This is a genomic window from Staphylococcus sp. EZ-P03 (genome assembly GCF_003344575.1).
GTDB lineage: Bacteria > Bacillota > Bacilli > Staphylococcales > Staphylococcaceae > Staphylococcus > Staphylococcus simulans_B.
Genome location: NZ_QPMO01000009.1, coordinates 234,959 through 251,727 on the forward strand (window position 1 = coordinate 234,959; position 16,769 = coordinate 251,727).

Genomic DNA, 16,769 nt, shown 5'->3' on the forward strand with positions numbered 1-16,769 from the left:
TTAAACCCCTTCTACTGGATAAACTTTTTCTACTGGATATTTACCTTGTGCTAGTATTTGTTCAACAGGCACATCTGTACCTTTTACGACTACAGCGGCTGTGTCGCCGTTTCTTTCAATAACATTGAGCGATTTGTGAAGCGGAAGCTGTGCTTTCACTTCTTCTTCAACGCGTTTAACCGGTGCGCCGTTTGTTTTTAATACGATATAGTAATTGCTTTTTTCTTTTAATTTTGTCGGTTCATCAGCATCAATCATTTCTTTCGCATGTTCTGTTTTTAATTCAAAATGCGGCGGTAATGTATGCAGATTAGATTCAAATTGTAGTGAAACGTTCAATAAGTCGCTGACTACAGCACTGCCGGTAGCTAGGCTGCCTGCACCTTTACCATAGAACATTGTTTCTCCTACTGAATCCCCAATGACGTAAATTGCATTGTATTCATTTTCTACAGAAGCCAATTGATGGGCTTCATCAATTAAAGTCGGTGCAACAGATGTTTCGATAACTCCGTTTTCGAAAGTACCTTTACCGATTAATTTGATTTTATAGCCTAATGCTTTAGCAGCATTAATGTCATCTACAGATACTTCTGAAATACCTGTCAATTTCACATCTTTTAAGTTGATGACTCTGTTAAATGATAAGTAAGTAACGATGACAACTTTACGTGCAGCATCTACGCCTTCCACATCGTCCGTCGGATCTGCTTCTGCAAAACCTAAACGCTGTGCTTCGTCTAATGCTTCTTCAAAGCTTGCGCCTTCTTGTGTCATCTTTGTCAAAATAAAGTTGGATGTACCATTCAAGATACCCATGAATTTGCTGATATTGTTAGCATTCAATCCGTTGTTGATGGCATTGACGATAGGAATACCGCCTGCAACACTGGCTTCGAATTTTAATGCTACTTTGTTTTCTTCTGCTAAATCTTCTAATTCACGCAGATGCACTGCTAATAAGTCCTTATTTGCAGTAATGACATGCTTGCCCTGCTGCAATGATTGTTTCAACCATTCGACAGTCGGCTCGATTCCGCCCATAACTTCAATCACGATATCTACTTCATCGTCATTAAGTATTTCATCAACATCTTCAGTAAGATGATACTTGCTGATATTTAAAGGACGTTTTTTCGTTTTGTCTCTGACAAGAATATGTTTGATTTGCAAATCTTTGTGAATCGTATCCTTTATCTGTTGATGATTCTCTTCGATAATTTTAACTACTCCTGAGCCCACTGTTCCCAGACCGAGCAAAGCGATGTTTAACTTCTTCATAAATACATTCCTCCGTTTGTTCGTTCTAAAAAAACACCTGTACTATTGAAAAATACTTGATTATGGTTTAGTATAAATTCATTCATCAAAATTGTAAAGTTCAAAAAATTTGGAATATGTTGAAATTTTAGCATTTTTTACCAAAAAAACAAAGCAGTAATCTATTAAGATTTAAAGAAAGGTTGATTAAATATGAAAGTAGCTAAATTCGGCGGCAGTTCCGTCGCTTCAGCAAGCCAAATTCAGAAAGTATTAAACATCATCAATAGCGATGACGAGAGAAAAATAGTCGTTGTTTCCGCTCCTGGTAAAAGACATTCTGAAGATATTAAGACAACAGACTTGTTGCTTAGGCTATATGAAAAAAGCGTAGCAAATTTAGATTATCAAAATAAAAAGCAAGAAATCATCGAACGTTATGCAGATATCGTACATGACTTAAACATGGATGCTGCAATTCTTGATACATTCGATGCCATCCTTGAACAACGTATTGCTGACAATAAAAGCAATCCGCCTCGATTAAAAGATGCACTGCTCTCTTGCGGCGAAGATTTTAACGTTCGATTAATCGCACAATATAATAACAGTCAAGGAATCAAAACAACGTATGTTTCTCCGTTAGATGCAGGGATTACTGTGACAAACACACCTCAATTTGCCCAAATCTTAGAAGAATCTTATGATAAAATTTACAATTTGAGAAAAATCGAAGGTAAAATCATCGTTCCTGGTTTCTTCGGTTACTCAAAACAAGGCAATGTCGTGACATTCCCGCGCGGCGGTTCTGATATCACAGGTGCCATCTTAGCACGCGGTGTACGCGCCTCTATTTATGAAAACTTTACAGATGTTTCCGGTATTTACCGTGCTAACCCGAACTTGATTAAAAATGCTGAAATTATGCCTGAAGTAACTTATCGCGAAATGCGTGAACTTTCATATGCAGGATTCAGTGTATTCCATGACGAAGCGTTGCTTCCAGTTCAGCAAGAACGTATTCCAGTTGTCATTAAGAATACTAACCGCCCAGAAGATCCAGGTACATATATCAGACACGATCGCGAAATCCAGCCAGACCACCTGATTTGCGGTATCAGCTGCGATAAAGGCTTCACAGTTATCAATATCCGCAAATATTTAATGAACCGCCAAGTCGGCTTTACACGCAAAGTATTATCCGTATTAGAAGACAACAATATTTCATTCGACCACATGCCTTCAGGTATTGATAACGTCAGCATCATTATGCGAACACACCAGATCAGAGGCAAAGAATCGAAAGTGCTGAATGAAATCCGCAAACAATGCGATGTAGATGAATTAGGTATCGATAATGATTTAGCTGTCTTAATGGTTGTAGGCTTAGGCATGAATCAAGTGATCGGTACAGCTAATATGATTACATCATCTCTTGCAAAGGCTGAAATCAACTTGAAAATGATCAACCAAGGTGCATCTGAAATTTCAATGATGTTCGGTATCAGTGTTGATGATGCAGACGAAGCAGTACGCGCTGTTTATGAAGGCAGCTGCCAGCATTTAAAAGAAAAACTACAAATTAAATAATCTGAATACTAACAATTTTTAGTAAAGATTATTAATTATAAAAATAAGCGTGTTGTCATTTTAGGCAACACGCTTATTTTAATGATTCTTTCAAGACGTTTGAATCGCATTATGCAGTTTATCTTCGCCTACTACCACACGCAGCATTACAAATTGATAATAGCTTAATGCATCTATCACAGTTTTATTATTAATATCTGTACCGTGTACTGAAGGTCTTAATAATTCATACATCAGAACGATTTCTGGTTTAATGTAATCTACACCCCACTGTAATGAGTGGAAATAAATGTGTTTTTCAGGCAAGCGGATATTATGATTAAATCTGAACATCCATTCTTCGTTTTGCACATCATAGATATAAATCGTCATAATCTTTTGATGATGAATTTCTACTTCTAGGTGTGTAAGTTGAGAAAATTTTGTATCTCTTAATTTATCTTTGATATTCCCATATGTATCTATATACCGGATACTATAATCATTCGGAATATATTTTAATACTTTCGTTAGATCTTTGCGTTTAACACAAATATCAACAGTATCATGAATAATAAATTCGTTCTTTAGAAATAATTGTTTTGCTGTTTCACCAAAAAACTTAACCTCATTATTAGCATTTTCTACTAATCTATCAACCAAGAAATTTAAATCCTTATTATTAGATTTTTGCATTCTGACACCTCCTACTAGTAAGCGCTTACAATATTTAGTATAACGTATTTCTCTCTATTCATATACATTTTAGCTTGACTCTTCTCTCTTGTCTATAATTATTTGAGATTGCCGATTTGCCAATATAAATGCGGCGTTTGCGTTAAATCCGGAAAGTTGATCAAGAATGTTTCATCCGCTTGCTGTACTAATACCTTTTGTATTTCCGCAACATCCGGATGGCTTTGGTACAGCTTATCCGCTTCATCTATGTAACTCGCTTGGCAAAAATAATAATGAATATGAAGCGTCTTGAATTGTTCTATCAGGGCATTGCCAGTCATGATATGCTGCGCTTGATCGACTTTGCCCGGCGCAAAGATAATATTGAAATGTGTGTTTCGACACACAAATTTCATAATATCAGTAGAATAAGTAACGATAGAAACATGTTGATCTTGCTGTTCAAGAAATTCCATTAAATAGTATGAAATTGGATGATTATCTAATGCAATCACCGCATTAGATTGCATTCTGCTGTAAAATTCCATTAAATGGTTATTATCTTTAAAATTAGGCGACAATTTGTTCAAACTCCTTTTATAACACCAACTAATCCTATTGGAATTGTATCATTTATTTTTATTGCGTAAATGGTATAATTAAAATTAAAAACATAAATTTTACCTTAAAAGAAAGAAAATCCCTTTCAATCGTATAACTTTTTTATTATAATAATGTATGCGAAAGAACTTATTACACAACGTAGAGGTGAGAAAATGCAATCAATACAAAGACAGACCGTAGAATCCATTTTCTATTATGAATTGCATCGTAAACAACTAATCAAAGAACTCAAGAACGAATTTAACTTACGCTTTAATGATTTACTGTTTTTACAGCATATCTTAAGCTATAAAAGAAGTTCAATTCCCCTTCTTGAAGTCAAAAAAGGAATGAATTTTAGTTTGATGGAAATTCATAAATCCTTCAGCACTTTAACAGAAATGAACATTCTCGGTAAACAGCGCTGTACCGATGATGAACGACAAGTATTTGTAACAATTACTAAAGCGCAAGAACAACAAGCCGAAAAACTGCTCGAATCCTTCAATGAATTACAAATGTCAGTTTTGCAAGGCTCAGTAGAGTAGCTTTCAATTAGTTATTTAACTATTTTCCCAAGCACTCTTTAAACAAAACACAACCTATGTTAAATTTACGTCTTAAAGATTCAGACACATTCCCTTCATGTTTGTCTGAATCTTTTTTAATATGGTCATAATCCCTTCTTAATACTGTCTTAAGACTTTATGATTGATTTTTAGCAATAAGAGTTAGATTATTAGGGTATGAATAACTTTAACGACTCATTATTTAGTAAGGAATGATTGATATGTATTTAACGTTACTGCTCGTTGCGATTATCATCATCTTGGTTATAGCTTTGATTATATCAAGAGGATTGATGCAGCATCGACTAGACACAGAGATTTATTCTAAGAACCAGCTGGTAAGCAAAGTCAACAGCTTGCGTTCTGAGATCACATCATTAAGAAACCAAATCATTAATGATGGTTCCCAACAACATCACTATGGTGTAAGAAAAGCTAAGCAAGCATTAAAAAATGTCATGCAAAGCTTTAAAGATGAAGGAAAGATTGAATTCTTCCACATTGTTTCAACAGGCAATGTTGCGGTGAAACATCCTTTATTCAACTTCTTGCGCACATTTGACTATGTTGTGATTACAAACAAAGGGTTGTTAAATATCGACGTCAAAAATTGGAAAGAAAAAACATTTTATCATTTCAGTGCAGAACCTGAAAAAGAAATAGATACAAATGTAGAAGATATCAATCAGATTGTCGGACATTATATTGCAGATCAATATCAAAGCCAGTTCCAATCTACACGTGAAGATATCTACACATTTACTGAAAAAGTCAAAAGTAATAGTGTGACATTCGATTTCTATGATTACGATCCTTATTTAACAGCAGCGACAAACTCTAAAGAATTAAAAGATGCCTACGAACAAAACTTCAATAAAAAAATCTCTAGTGTAGGTCTTGTTTACTTCAATGACGGTTCTGTCAATATCATTGACGGCCCGACTGAAAGACAAAAATATGTCGCAACTGCTACTTCTAAGCATCACCTTAAAGATGCAATTGAAGGCATCATCGCACAATCTAAGCATGAAATTACAGAGAAAGATTGCGAAATCATTTTAAATTATATAAATCAAAACTAATGTTAAATACCCGGCATGTGTAATATACATGCCGGGTATTTTTTAACTCCAAATATTCAAATGCTGCTGTTTTGCTTGTTGTTCAGCCTTTTTAAAGACATCTCTATATTTACCGTTCGGCGCAAAGTATTTTTCTCGCGCTAATCCTTTTTTAACCAATTCTTCATTAAACATGCGGTCTTTATCTAACCAAACATATGCTAAATAACGGCCATATTGATCTTTTGGTTCTTTATCGAACTCTAAATAGACTTTTTGGTTATTCAATGTTTGCTTTGTATATTGAGAAGCTTCTTTGCCATATGGCTGAACAGGCGTATTCGGTTTGACAGTTTCAGGTGTATCCATCCCTATCATACGCACTTTAATTTCTTTATTGTCTTTATCTGTTGCGATAAAAGTGTCGCCGTCAATGACTCTTTTCACTTGAACTGCTTCTTTATCACCCATTGACGTGGAGGCACTTTGACTACCGCTTTGTTTGAATGGTCCCGAATGATTAAAGTATTGGAACCCTATTACTACTAATGCAATTATTGCGACTACAATGATTGTCGACATCGATTTTCGTTTCAAAAATTTCACCTGCTTCAAAAAATTGTTCACCGGATTATCATACCTATCTTTTATGAATGGCGTCAATTCTCTAGATTCAAAAAATTTGATATGATGAAGATAAGGAATAAATTGAGGAGGCACGCTATGCAAGCCATTAAAGAAAATATTGTAACAATCATCGCAGTTGCCGTTGCAATTATCGTAGGCTTGATTTTGCAATATGTATACGAATTTCCATTATTAGTGACCGCTGTTATCGGTGTATTCATGGGTATATTCGTCGGTTTTATTTTATTTATTATTCAGCAGAATCGAGGAAAACATAATAAGAAAAAGTAATATAAAATACCCTCGGAAAAAGTACGTCGCTTCCGAGGGTATTGTTCTTCGTTATAAAATCGGTGTGATTAATTTAGAGAAGCCTTCTTTCATCTTAATCCAAAATGAACGTTCTTCATAACGTGCTGCCGTCAATTGTGTCGACAAGGTCACATCATGTTCGAAAGCTTCACGCAATTGAACCGCTATGTCTTCATTATACATAAATGCATTAATTTCAAAATTCAATTCAAAACTTCTAAAGTCCATATTCGCTGATCCTACACTCGCAACTTGATCATCAACGACCATCATTTTCGAATGAATGAATCCATTGTTATACATATAAATTTTAACACCTGAATCAATCAATTCAGCCGCATGATAAAAAGTGGCCCAATAAACAAACGGATGGTCCGGCATATCCGGAATCATTAAATGCACATCAACACCCGAGTTTGCGGCCATTTTCAATGCATTAATGTAAGAATTATCCGGTATAAAATAAGGACTTTGCATGTAAATCGATTTTTCAGCAGAATTGATCATTTTCGTATAACCGAATTCAATTTCATGCCAATTATCATCTGGACCGCTAGAAGCAATCTGCATTGCAACGTCTCCGTTTTCTTCTTTAACCGGGAAGTACTCTGGTAAATATTCAAGACGCTCCCTTTTAGATTGAGAATTCCAATCCAGCATAAAACGAAGCTGCAGTGCATCTACGGCTTTCCCTTCAACTCTGACATGCGTATCTCTCCAGTAGCCGAACTTCTTATTCAAACCGAGATAGTCATCTCCGACATTAAAGCCGCCGACATAACCGATTTGACCATCAATGACCACAATTTTTCTGTGATTGCGGTTATTAATTCTGAAGTTGACCAACGGCAGTTTATTCGCAAAGAAAGCTTCAACTTGTCCGCCTAATGATCTGAAACGCTTAAATTGTCTCATAGTCAGTTTTTTCGAACCGATATCATCATACAGCAGCAGCACTTCCACGCCTGCTTCAAGTCTTTCTTCTAATGCTTCAATAATACGGTGTCCTAATCCATCCAGTTCAAATACATAGTATTCTAAATGAATATGGTGTTTAGCTTGTCGAATATCTTCAATCATCTTGTCATATAGCTCATGACCATCTACGAAGATATCTGCATCATTGCCATCCGTTAAAAATGCTGGTTGTCTTGTTAAAAGCATATTAACTAAATCATGATGCTGATTCACCACTGGATTCTCGCTTTGTATTTTACCTTCTTGGACTTGATAGCGTTGTTCATTAATAATGTCGTCAAATTGTTCAATATCTTTTCGATAATGTTTATACAGCTTGCGTTTTGAAACACCTCTTCCAAAGAAAATATATAAGCAGAAGCCTAAAACCGGTGCGATAAACAAAATAAATAACCATGCCCAAGTAGAACTTGTAGACCTATCTTTAATAAAGATGATATTGAAGGCAACTATCAAATTTAAAATTGTAAATAAGATAAAGATACCAATCAAAATATCACCTAATAATCCAGGTATATAAAAGGCAATCATTTTCTCAACTCCTAACACTATGCCTGATTCTAACATGATAACCAACGTTAACATATAGGCTCGAATCATTATCACATAAACTTTTAATATTAAACTATTTTAGCATTAATGAATGTACCATGAACAATGAAAAATTCACACCTTCTTCAACAAACTATTAACAGAAACTGATATATCGCCTTCTGATACAAGTACTTAGCTGCACTAAAACTACTACTGTCCATTTTTCAAAATACCTGAAATTAAATGTTTATGTCTCACTCAATATAGGTATTACTTTTATTAAGGAGTGGTGATAAATGCCAAACAAACAAAAAGTTAAAAGCTATTTGAATGAAAAAGTAGAATTTATCAATGAAACTTTTGATGATGTGTACCAGAACACAATCAACCCGAATCATAAAGATATTTCAAAACCACAAATCATTTTATTAAACGAAATTTTTGCGACCTTAGAATCTGTAGATAGTTTTGTATCTACACATGATGATGTCGAAACTTTAGAATTTAAATCTTATGCACGCGAAACACGCAAATTTTATGATGAGCTTGCGAAGTTGGCAAGCGGAGAAAGTGAAGACACTTCTCATTTAGCAGAGGAATATGAAAAATACCTTTCTAAATATGAAGATGTCGTCGCAAAAATCAATCAACTATAATGAAGCAAGATTAACCGAAGCGGCGAAGGTTATGACTTTCGCCGCTCCTTTAATGATTCAAATCGGAACGAAAATTTGAACTTTTTTTGAAATGTTCGTGTTTAACTCTATCAAAAACATTTCAAAACATGCTTCAAACCCTTACTAGTACTAGGCTTAACGACTAATGTCAGAAAACCTGACATATTTTTGTAATTTCGTCTTATTTATGCTAAATTAATTACAAGTTCAAAAATAGAGGTGATGGGTGAATGTCTAATGATGCAATACGCAGAAACATGGCCGTCTTCTCTATGAGTGTCGTAAATCAATTGACTGAGCTAACACCAAGACAGGTACGGTATTACGAATCACATGGACTCGTTAAACCAGAGAGAACACCCGGTAACAAAAGAATGTTTTCAATGAATGATTTAGATCGCCTGTTAGAAATCAAACACCTTTTAGAGAAAGGGTTTAACCTTAAAGCAATCAAACAAATCATTCATCAAGATGAGCAGCATTTATCTACGGATGAAAAAGCGCTTAGAAAACATGTTATCGTCGAAGCAACACAGAAACCGCAACAAGAAGCTATCCCGATAAATCGAGGCGACTTATCTCGCTTTATCAAATAATTCACTGGAGGATTTATAAACATGGCAAAACGTACATTTACAAAAGAAGACATCCGCAGATTTGCTACAGAAGAAAACGTAAGATATTTACGCTTGCAATTCACTGACATTTTAGGAACAATCAAAAATGTTGAAGTACCTGTAAGTCAATTAGAAAAAGTATTAGATAATGAAATGATGTTCGACGGATCTTCAATCGAAGGTTTCGTACGTATTGAAGAATCAGATATGTATTTACACCCTGACTTAGATACTTGGGTTATCTTCCCTTGGACTGCTGGTCAAGGTAAAGTTGCTCGTTTAATCTGTGACGTTTACGGTACTGACGGCAAACCATTCGCTGGCGACCCTCGTACTAACTTAAAACGTGTATTAAAAGAAATGGAAGAATTAGGTTTCACTGATTTCAACCTAGGACCTGAACCAGAATTCTTCTTATTCAAATTAGATGAAAAAGGCGAACCAACACTAGAATTAAATGACCACGGCGGTTACTTCGACTTAGCACCAACTGACTTAGGTGAAAATTGCCGTCGCGATATCGTATTAGAATTAGAAGACATGGGCTTTGACATTGAAGCCAGCCACCACGAAGTAGCACCTGGCCAACATGAAATCGACTTCAAATACGCTGATGCAATCACTGCTTGTGATAACATCCAAACATTTAAATTAGTAGTTAAAACAATCGCTCGTAAACATAACTTGCATGCGACATTTATGCCGAAACCATTATTCGGTGTAAACGGAAGCGGTATGCACTTCAACGTTTCTTTATTCAAAGGTAAAGAAAATGCATTCTTCGATCCTAATGGTCAAGATCAAATGACTGAAGAAGCTTACCAATTCATCGCAGGTATCCTTAAAAACGCTCGCGGTTTCACAGCTGTCTGTAACCCGCTTGTTAACTCATACAAACGTTTAGTACCTGGATACGAAGCACCTTGCTACATTGCTTGGAGCGGTAAAAACCGTTCACCATTAGTACGTGTCCCTACTTCACGCGGTTTATCAACTCGTGTTGAAGTACGTTCAGTTGACCCTGCTGCTAACCCTTACATGGCTTTAGCCGCAATCTTAGAAGCTGGTTTAGACGGTATCAAAAACAAACTTAAAGTTACAGAACCTGTTAACCAAAACATCTATGAAATGAACCGTGACCAACGTGAAGCAATCGGTATTGAAGATCTTCCTTCAACACTTTACACTGCTTTAAAAGCAATGCGCGAAAACAAAATTGTTAAAGACGCATTAGGACCACACATCTATAGCCAATTCATCCATTCTAAATCAATTGAATGGGATTACTATAGAACACAAGTTTCTGAATGGGAACGCGAACAATACATGAAATTGTATTAATCTAAGCGCCTAAGGTGCTAAACATTGGGATATTAAAAAGAGGCCATGCGGCCTCTTTTTTTAATTCTATTCTTTTACAATCTCACCTATCTATTTCAAACAGCATTTCTCTCTCTTATCATACATTTCTCTATTATCTTAATTTCTTGTTCTTTTTAAGCTTGCCGATTTTATAGAATAAACAGCCGATTAATACTACATAAAGTGCTAAGGCACTGTAAAACAATACTGGATTCAGTGCTGTTCTTTTAGAGATAATCGCTAACATGGCTAAACAGATTATAAACAAATACGTTTTATATTTAAGCATTCTTCTTCACTCCATACTCTTGTTGTTATTGATGCTTCTTTACCGCTTCTTTATCTCTATTATAATATGAAATCCAGTCTTTCAGTCCGTAAACATAAAAAAACTGACGCTTTTAAATAACGTCAGTTAAAATTGATTAAGTTAAATAAGTCCTTCTTCACTCATTTGTTTCACAGCTCTTGTGACCGCTAATTTCACATGCTCATAAGTTAATCCGCCTTGTACATATGCTTCGTAAGGCGGTCTGATAGGACCATCTGCAGAAAGTTCAATCGATGATCCTTGTACAAATGTGCCGGCAGCCATAATAACATCATCTTCATAGCCAGGCATATAGCTTGGTTCTGGACTGAAGTGTGCATTGATTGGCGATGCGGCTTGAATACATTGGCAAAAACGAATCATCTGTTCTGCAGTATCGAATTGTACTGTTTGAATTAAATCTGTTCTCGGTGTATCAAAAGCAGGTACTGTATTCATATTCAGCTTAGTTAAGAATAAGCTTGTAAATAAAGCACCTTTCAAACTTTGGCTTACGACATGCGGTGCTAAGAAGAAGCCTTGATACATACTCGGCAATTCGTTAAGCGATGCGCCCGCTTCTTTACCGATACCTGGTGCTGTTAAACGATAACCGCAGCGTTCGATAGCATCTGTTCTGCCGACAATATAACCGCCGATACGTGCTAATCCGCCGCCTGGGTTTTTAATCAGCGAACCTGCTGTTAAATCTGCCCCAACTTCACTTGGTTCTTGATCTTCCACAAACTCGCCGTAACAATTATCCACAAACACAATAACATCCGGATACTGTGCTTTAATAGCTGCAATCGCTTGTCCGATAGCACTTACCGAAATAGACGGACGCTGATCATACCCTTTTGAACGTTGAATTGCGACGATTTTAGTTTTATCGCTCATCGCATTTATCACTGCATCCGTATCAATCTGTCCTTCCTCTGTCAGATCTACTTCATTGTAGATAACACCATTTTCTTTCAAACTGCCGATGCCGTTGCCATTTACACCAATCACCTCAAGCAGCGTATCATAAGGACTGCCTGTAATATAAAGAAGTTCATCTCCATATTTTAAATTGGCTTGCAGCGCAAGTGTAATCGCATGTGTGCCAGATATAATCTGAGGTCGCACTAATGCATCTTCGGTTTTAAAAGTATGCGCATAGATTGCTTCTAAATGGTCGCGTCCGATATCATCATAGCCGTATCCTGTCGTCCCCTGTAAATCTGATTCAGAGGCTTTGACCGCATGGAAAGCATCTAATACTTTAGCTTGATTGCGATAAGCGCACGCTTCTATTTCTTTAAAATAAGGTTGTAATTCTGCTTCTGTTTCTGAAATGATTTGTTCTAAGTTCATTTATGCTTACTTCTCTCCGTTTTCTTCTGCTTTTCTTCTGTAACCCTCTACATCATAACTTTCTGTTGATTCATTAAATTCTAATGAATGAATCAATGTATGACGTTTTAAGAAGTACAAGCGATCTGCATCATCTGCAGGTACTGTTTCTTGATAAGGTTCCATCTGCTTTTCAACTTGCTGAATCAATAAGCGGCGCACTGCTGCTTCATCTTCTTCATTACGTGCTGACACAAAAACGTTCGGCAGTTGAGACGCAGGTGCTGGACCTTCGCTTAAATCTTTCTTATTGAAAATAACTGCTTGCGGAATTTTATCCATGTCTAAATCGCCGATAATACGATTAACCGTATCATACTGCGTTCTGTAATCTTCATTGCTTGCATCGACAACATGCAGCAGTAAATCCGCATCTCTTGCTTCTTCGAGTGTAGATTTGAAGGCCGCAATCAGTGTTGTCGGCAATTTCTGAATGAAGCCGACGGTATCTGAAATAATTAAATTATAACCGTCATTAATTTGGATTTGGCGTGTTTTCGGATCTAAGGTTGCGAACAATAAGTCCTTTTCATATGTGGATTCATCCGCAAGAATATTGAACCATGTTGATTTGCCTGCGTTGGTATAACCTACCAATGCGACTTGGAAGACATGATTTTGTCTGCGTTTACTGCGGTAGCGCTCACGATGTTCAACTACCGTTTTCAATTGGTGCTTGATTTCATTCATACGACGGCGAATATGACGACGGTCTGTCTCAAGTTTCGTTTCACCCGGACCTCTAGTACCGATTCCCCCGCCGAGACGAGATAAGCTTTTACCATGACCCATTAAACGCGGCATCAAGTAATCAAGCTGCGCTAATTCTACTTGAAGCTTACCTTCTTTACTGCTCGCGCGCATCGCAAAGATTTCTAATATCAATTGCGTTCTATCAATGATTTTAACTCCCAAATTGTCATTTAAGCTTTTAGACTGTGCAGTCGTCAACTCATCGTTGGCTACTACTACATCGACATCATACATTTCGACGTAGTCTTTAATTTCTTGCAGCTTGCCTTTGCCGACATAGGATTTATCTTCAATACGATCTTTTTGTTGTGTAATTTCGCCCAGCACTTCTAAGCGGCATGTTTCTGCCAATGCTTTAAGTTCATCCATTGTTGCTCTGAAGTCGAATTCTTTCTCATCGTATGCATCGACACCGATAAGCAAGGCTTTTTCGATTACTTCTTCTGTATCAAATATTTTATCTTGAGGCAAATAGAATATCCTCCTTTTAATTGTTTCACTGTTAATTTGAATAATCATTCAATATATGAGTTATCTTCCTCATTTTATCATAGTGCATAATTAAAGACTATCTAGGCGGAATGTGATAATTTGGATTTAGTGAGGTGAATAAATTATGAGTATTTATGATATAGAAGTGAAAGATGTTGATGGAAAACCTTATCAACTTGATGAATACAAAGGTAAAGTCATGTTAATTGTCAACACTGCCAGCCAATGCGGTTTCACGCCGCAATTCGAAGGCCTTCAAAAGCTTTATGAAGCTTATCAATCACAGGGATTTGTCGTTTTAGGCTTCCCTTGCAACCAATTCGGCAAACAAGAACCGGGCAGCGGACATGAAGCCATGCAAAACTGTAAAATCAATTACGGGGTAACCTTCCCGATGCATGAAAAAATTAAAGTGAACGGAGAGGAACAACATCCCCTCTACCAATATTTAACAGATCAGCAAGACGGCTTTTTCAACAGTAAAATCAAATGGAATTTCACCAAATTCTTAATTGATAGAGATGGCAATGTTGTTAACCGATTCTCACCGCAGAAAAACCCAAGCCAGATTGAATCTGATATTGAAGCATTATTGTAAAAAACAAAGAATAAGAACGTATTTATTAGTGATTTAACAAATACTAATAAATACGTTCTATCATTTTACTTAATAATTTAAAAAAGCAACTACCTAACGTTAAGTTGAAATGCTTAACATTAGGTGCTGCCTTTTATCATAGATTATTAGATAGTTATCAACAAGCATGCACATCTGTAAGAATGATCAATGACGTGAAGTTGTTTCCTGATGTCTATTCTAACTACAAACTGCTTTCTTATTATTCAACAACTGATGGTTCTTGAGTGAATGTGCTGATTGCATGTTTGTAAATCAAGTGGTTTTTTCCTTGAGAATATAGATTAACGACGCTGTCATCATAATCAACGATTGTTCCTTTCATTTGGAAACCGTTTAATAAAAAGACCGTTAATTCTTCTTTGCTTGTTTTAAAGCCCTCTAAGAAGTTTGTTTGAATTGTTGTTGTGTTACTCATTGTTGATTGCTCCTTTTCTGTATTTGGGCAGAGATACTTTCTAATATTACTGGAAGCGGCTCTTTCTCTCTATCAAACCATTGCACATTCATTTTGTTCTTGAACCAAGTCATTTGACGTTTTGCGTAATTCCTAGAATGTTGTTTGAGTTTATCAACGGCTTGGTCGATCGTAATGTCTTGATTGATAGCCGGAATCAATTCTTTATATCCTATTGCTTGCATGCTTTGGCAATTTGAATATCCTTGTTCCAATAGTTGCTGAACTTCTTCTAATAAACCTGCATTCATCATGACATCAACACGATTATTTATGCGTTGATACATTGTTTTGCGCGATGTTTCTACCCCTATTAATAATGTATCATAATTTTCTGTATATTGTTGAACTTTTTTACGATTACTTAATTTTTTTTTCGTTTTCAAGTAATATTCTACCGCTCTCAATACTCTTTTACGATTATTAGGCTGAATTGTTTCTGAAGATGCCGCATCAAAACTTGCTAAATAGTTATGAAGCTGTTCATTGGAAAGCGTTTCGAGTTCTGACATTTTTTGACGCACTTCTTCTGCTTTCTCTGGTGTAATTTCTTCTTTGTCAAAAGGATAATCATAAATCAATGATTGAATATAAAGTCCTGTGCCGCCAGCGATAATGGGTATTTTGCCTTTACTTATAATTTTTTTAATCTGTGCTTCTGCACGTACTTTAAAGTCGTATGCAGAAAATGACTGGTCTGGATTTAAGATGTCAATTAAATAATGAGGGATATTCTGCATTTCATCAGCTGTAGCTTTTGCTGTTCCGATATCCATACCTTTATAAACTTGCATAGAATCCCCGCTGATGATTTCACCGTCTATTGCTTTAGCTAACTCAATACTTAATTCTGTTTTTCCTACAGCAGTAGGTCCAACAATAACCACTAACAATGGCTTTGTACTACTCATATAAATCCCCCTATTTGTATTTATTTAGGATATTTTTCTTAATCCAGTCATACATGTTATTCCATGTATGGACATAATCATCTTCGAAAAGAATTTCATGTCGTTTATTGCGGTACAGCTGCACTGTAATGTGCTTAACGCCGTTTTTCTTTAACATTACACCTAATCTTCGGATACCTTTTCCGTAATCTCCGAAAGCATCCTCTTTACCAGATATCAATAGAACCGGTAAATCTGCATTCATCTTTTTAATTTCCTTTGGAGAACTAGTCACAAGCATTTCATGCAATGTGCTGTAGATTACTTGGTTGGAAACTGAAAATCCGCTGTACGGATCGGCGCAATACTTATCAACTTCCTCTCTCTTTGTTGATAACCAATCATTTTCTGTGCGTATTTCTTTGATACGACGATTGAAAGGCTTAAATGCAAGACGGTTTAACCATTTAAGACGTGTACGTTTTCCAAGTACAATCGTGATTAATTTCAACGCGGCAGCCGCGAGTTTCGCTTTGATTTTGGGGAATTGCCCTGTGCCTGTTAAAATCAGACCTTGTGCGATGTCTGGAAACATTTCGACATACTTGCGTGCAATAATCGATCCCATAGAATGGCCCAACACGATATAAGGCATATTTCGGCGTTCTGGATATAAAGTCTGAGCAATTTCATATGCATCTGAAGCGACTTGTGCGACGCTGTCAAAATGTCCTCTTGTTTTCTCATTGATATCCTTTCCGTGTCCGCGATGATTATGGCGAATCACATCATAACCTTGCTGGTTAAGCGATTCGACAAATACATCATAACGCCCCATATGTTCTGCCATCCCATGAAAGATATGTACAATACCGATACGCGTTTTATTCGCTTTATCTAATTTCACTTCGATATTTGTTCCATCTTCGACTGTAACTTTAAATGTGTTTGGACACATTTATTACACCTCCGCCAAGCATTTTAA

Annotated in this window: 19 protein-coding genes; 8 read left to right on the forward strand and 11 right to left on the reverse strand. The window is 36.2% G+C overall.

The window, feature by feature from the left end; all coding sequences use genetic code 11:
• On the reverse strand, positions 1–1,281 hold the full coding sequence (locus DVJ99_RS05310; protein ID WP_105992892.1) for a homoserine dehydrogenase: 1,281 nt from the start codon (positions 1,279–1,281) through the stop codon (positions 1–3).
• Positions 1,282–1,473: 192 nt separating this feature from the next.
• On the opposite strand from DVJ99_RS05310, the gene DVJ99_RS05315 reads away from it, so the two are divergent.
• On the forward strand, positions 1,474–2,850 hold the full coding sequence (locus tag DVJ99_RS05315) for an aspartate kinase (protein WP_114603434.1): 1,377 nt from the start codon (positions 1,474–1,476) through the stop codon (positions 2,848–2,850).
• A gap of 90 nt (positions 2,851–2,940) precedes the next feature.
• Here DVJ99_RS05315 and DVJ99_RS05320 read toward each other — a convergent pair whose 3' ends face one another.
• Both DVJ99_RS05320 and DVJ99_RS05325 read right to left on the reverse strand, forming a co-directional pair.
• Entirely contained in the window at positions 2,941–3,525 is a 585-nt protein-coding gene (locus DVJ99_RS05320; RefSeq protein WP_114603435.1) for a hypothetical protein, read from the reverse strand.
• Positions 3,526–3,623: 98 nt separating this feature from the next.
• Entirely contained in the window at positions 3,624–4,088 is a 465-nt protein-coding gene (locus tag DVJ99_RS05325; RefSeq protein ID WP_240430811.1) for a sugar phosphate isomerase family, read from the reverse strand.
• A 153-nt stretch (positions 4,089–4,241) separates the two neighbouring features.
• Between DVJ99_RS05325 and DVJ99_RS05330 the strand changes: the two genes are divergently transcribed.
• Complete coding sequence (locus DVJ99_RS05330; RefSeq protein WP_240430812.1) at positions 4,242–4,658, forward strand: transcriptional regulator, SarA/Rot family; 417 nt, start codon at positions 4,242–4,244, stop codon at positions 4,656–4,658.
• 242 nt (positions 4,659–4,900) lie between these two features.
• Positions 4,901–5,761, forward strand: coding sequence for a hypothetical protein (locus tag DVJ99_RS05335; RefSeq protein ID WP_114603437.1), 861 nt, complete (start codon positions 4,901–4,903; stop codon positions 5,759–5,761).
• A gap of 42 nt (positions 5,762–5,803) precedes the next feature.
• Here DVJ99_RS05335 and nucI read toward each other — a convergent pair whose 3' ends face one another.
• Positions 5,804–6,337 carry a thermonuclease NucI gene (gene nucI / locus DVJ99_RS05340; protein WP_398577340.1) on the reverse strand — a complete coding sequence of 178 codons (534 nt, stop codon included), beginning with the start codon at positions 6,335–6,337 and terminating at the stop codon, positions 5,804–5,806.
• A gap of 126 nt (positions 6,338–6,463) precedes the next feature.
• On the opposite strand from nucI, the gene DVJ99_RS05345 reads away from it, so the two are divergent.
• A complete protein-coding gene (locus DVJ99_RS05345) occupies positions 6,464–6,658 on the forward strand; it encodes a hypothetical protein (RefSeq protein ID WP_162912139.1) in 195 nt (64 codons plus the stop codon).
• Between the two features lie 51 nt (positions 6,659–6,709).
• Here the strand turns inward: DVJ99_RS05345 and cls are convergent, their stop codons facing one another.
• Positions 6,710–8,188, reverse strand: a complete 1,479-nt coding sequence (gene cls, locus DVJ99_RS05350; RefSeq protein WP_114603440.1) for a cardiolipin synthase — start codon at positions 8,186–8,188, stop codon at positions 6,710–6,712.
• A 299-nt stretch (positions 8,189–8,487) separates the two neighbouring features.
• Between cls and DVJ99_RS05355 the strand changes: the two genes are divergently transcribed.
• The 3 genes from DVJ99_RS05355 (at position 8,488) to DVJ99_RS05365 (ending at position 10,826) form a co-directional block, all read left to right on the forward strand.
• Complete coding sequence (locus DVJ99_RS05355; RefSeq protein ID WP_114603441.1) at positions 8,488–8,847, forward strand: hypothetical protein; 360 nt, start codon at positions 8,488–8,490, stop codon at positions 8,845–8,847.
• Between the two features lie 251 nt (positions 8,848–9,098).
• Complete coding sequence (locus DVJ99_RS05360) at positions 9,099–9,464, forward strand: MerR family transcriptional regulator (protein WP_105992901.1); 366 nt, start codon at positions 9,099–9,101, stop codon at positions 9,462–9,464.
• A 21-nt stretch (positions 9,465–9,485) separates the two neighbouring features.
• Positions 9,486–10,826, forward strand: coding sequence for a glutamine synthetase family protein (locus DVJ99_RS05365; protein ID WP_105992902.1), 1,341 nt, complete (start codon positions 9,486–9,488; stop codon positions 10,824–10,826).
• Between the two features lie 133 nt (positions 10,827–10,959).
• Here the strand turns inward: DVJ99_RS05365 and DVJ99_RS13105 are convergent, their stop codons facing one another.
• From DVJ99_RS13105 to hflX, 3 genes are all read right to left on the reverse strand, one after another.
• The gene (locus DVJ99_RS13105) at positions 10,960–11,136 is read right to left on the reverse strand and encodes a hypothetical protein (protein ID WP_162912140.1); all 177 of its coding nucleotides are present in this window, start codon (positions 11,134–11,136) and stop codon (positions 10,960–10,962) included.
• A 141-nt stretch (positions 11,137–11,277) separates the two neighbouring features.
• On the reverse strand, positions 11,278–12,516 hold the full coding sequence (locus DVJ99_RS05370) for a methionine gamma-lyase family protein (RefSeq protein WP_114603442.1): 1,239 nt from the start codon (positions 12,514–12,516) through the stop codon (positions 11,278–11,280).
• 6 nt (positions 12,517–12,522) lie between these two features.
• Positions 12,523–13,779 (reverse strand): GTPase HflX, encoded by a 1,257-nt coding sequence (gene hflX / locus DVJ99_RS05375; RefSeq protein WP_105992904.1) that lies wholly within the window; start codon positions 13,777–13,779, stop codon positions 12,523–12,525.
• 145 nt (positions 13,780–13,924) lie between these two features.
• Between hflX and DVJ99_RS05380 the strand changes: the two genes are divergently transcribed.
• On the forward strand, positions 13,925–14,398 hold the full coding sequence (locus DVJ99_RS05380) for a glutathione peroxidase (RefSeq protein WP_114603443.1): 474 nt from the start codon (positions 13,925–13,927) through the stop codon (positions 14,396–14,398).
• Positions 14,399–14,639: 241 nt separating this feature from the next.
• On the opposite strand, the gene hfq is transcribed toward DVJ99_RS05380, so the two are convergent.
• Genes hfq through DVJ99_RS05395 form a run of 3 tightly spaced genes read right to left on the reverse strand, consistent with a single transcriptional unit; the run spans position 14,640 to position 16,742 of the window.
• Positions 14,640–14,855: an RNA chaperone Hfq gene (gene hfq / locus DVJ99_RS05385; RefSeq protein WP_105992906.1), complete on the reverse strand. Its 216-nt coding sequence runs from the start codon at positions 14,853–14,855 to the stop codon at positions 14,640–14,642.
• Positions 14,852–15,805, reverse strand: coding sequence for a tRNA (adenosine(37)-N6)-dimethylallyltransferase MiaA (gene miaA, locus DVJ99_RS05390; protein ID WP_114603444.1), 954 nt, complete (start codon positions 15,803–15,805; stop codon positions 14,852–14,854). Before miaA ends, hfq begins: the two co-directional genes overlap by 4 nt.
• 10 nt (positions 15,806–15,815) lie before the next feature.
• On the reverse strand, positions 15,816–16,742 hold the full coding sequence (locus DVJ99_RS05395; RefSeq protein ID WP_114603445.1) for an alpha/beta fold hydrolase: 927 nt from the start codon (positions 16,740–16,742) through the stop codon (positions 15,816–15,818).
• Positions 16,743–16,769 lie beyond the last annotated feature (27 nt).